This window comes from Acinetobacter sp. YH12116, from assembly GCF_013418895.1.
Taxonomy (GTDB): domain Bacteria; phylum Pseudomonadota; class Gammaproteobacteria; order Pseudomonadales; family Moraxellaceae; genus Acinetobacter; species Acinetobacter indicus.
Window position 1 is genome coordinate 1 of sequence record NZ_VPBE01000068.1, and the last position, 1,528, is coordinate 1,528.

The window sequence follows — 1,528 nt, forward strand, 5'->3', positions numbered from 1 at the left end:
TTACTCACCCGTCCGCCGCTAGGAATCAGGTGCAAGCACCCTATCCCCGCTCGACTTGCATGTGTTAAGCCTGCCGCCAGCGTTCAATCTGAGCCATGATCAAACTCTTCAGTTAAAATCATTTTGTACTTTAGTTAAGACAAAGTACTTAATTCTGGCTCATCAATTACTGACAAAAATTCGCTCAAATAAACTTCGAGTAATTTCTACCATTAATCAATGAAAATATATTCAATCGATCAACCGATAAAAATCCACACAAGTTGTTCTTCATAATCTCTTAATGATCTTTCTAACACCTCGTCAGTGCCAGAAGCTGGACTCAAAACACTCGACAACTCAGCTATCCGCCTCGTTCATCACCGTGTATCTCGTCGGTATGGGGTGCATTCTAGAGAAATTTAAAAGCTTTGCAAGCACATTTTATAAAGTTTTAAGAAAAAAGCACCTGTCTGGTTATTTTTAAACCAGATTGCTGCATATTTCATCTGTATTACTAAGTTTAGCTAAGTAATTATAAAAATAAAGTAGTCCACTTAGACTTTAAATCTATAAATAAAAAACCAGCCGAAGCTGGTTTTATAATCTTTTCATTTTATTACGGTTTTTAATTGGCCTGTTCTGCTAACCATGACATGAATTTTTGTCGTTCTGTTTTTGATGCTTGTTGCCACAGCTGAATCAGCTGCTGATCTGCACCGGCAACATTGCTAACAGTTGCAACGGGTTTGGTTGTCACGACTGCTTGCGGACTATACACCGCTGCTGGTTGTGTCACCGATACAGGTGCGGCCTGCGCAGATTCTGTTGAAGAAGTACTAAATAAGTTTTGTAAAATGCCACGGTTTAAATCTTTGGCTCCAGCCTGCTGCACCAGCAGCTGATTTTTCGCATCAAATAAACCGAATACCGGCTGCTTGGCAAACTCCTTGGCATCATCATGCGTTTTTGGTGGATTCACCAGCCCTAAACGGTATGTGGCTTTATCTTGTAAAACCGGAGTTTCAATATGCACGATGCCCGAACGTACAATATCGTGTGAACCAATGCCCGGATGCTCTTCAAAAAACTGTACATAACGTACGCTCAGCACATTCTCGCCAGGCTGCACGCTATAGTTATGATTACTGCTAAACAGACGGCTTTTCACTTCCTGACCATTTAAACCTTCAACTTTAATTTCTTCCGGTGCCGTAATGGTCACTGCCGAGAAAGCTGTACTACTTAAACTTAAAGCCAGTGCTGCGAAGGATAAACGTAAAGCCATGCTGTTCACTCTAGTCGATTGTTCAATTTTAGTTGCACTATGCAGCGCTGAAATGACAGTTTTATGACAAAAACTATTAAAGCCCAATTTCTCTCTTTTTAGTGGCGTTTTGCCATAAAAAAAGAGCGCTGAATGCCACTGCTGTCCCATAGTTTGCTTTAAATAAAAAAACCTGAGTCCTAACAGTTAAAATATGAGTGCAAACAAACACTTTAACGACCAGGATTCAGGTTTTGTCACATCAGAATACCGTATTTCATG

General features: G+C 40.4%; 1 protein-coding gene and 1 rRNA gene. Both read right to left on the minus strand.

The genetic code is table 11. The annotated features are described in order from the left end of the window. Window positions 1–115, minus strand: a 16S ribosomal RNA gene (locus tag FTU54_RS15080); the annotation flags it as partial. Between the two features lie 492 nt (window positions 116–607). Beyond that, complete coding sequence (locus FTU54_RS15085) at window positions 608–1,267, minus strand: DUF2057 domain-containing protein (RefSeq protein ID WP_180074913.1); 660 nt, start codon at window positions 1,265–1,267, stop codon at window positions 608–610. Between the last annotated feature and the right edge of the window lie 261 nt (window positions 1,268–1,528).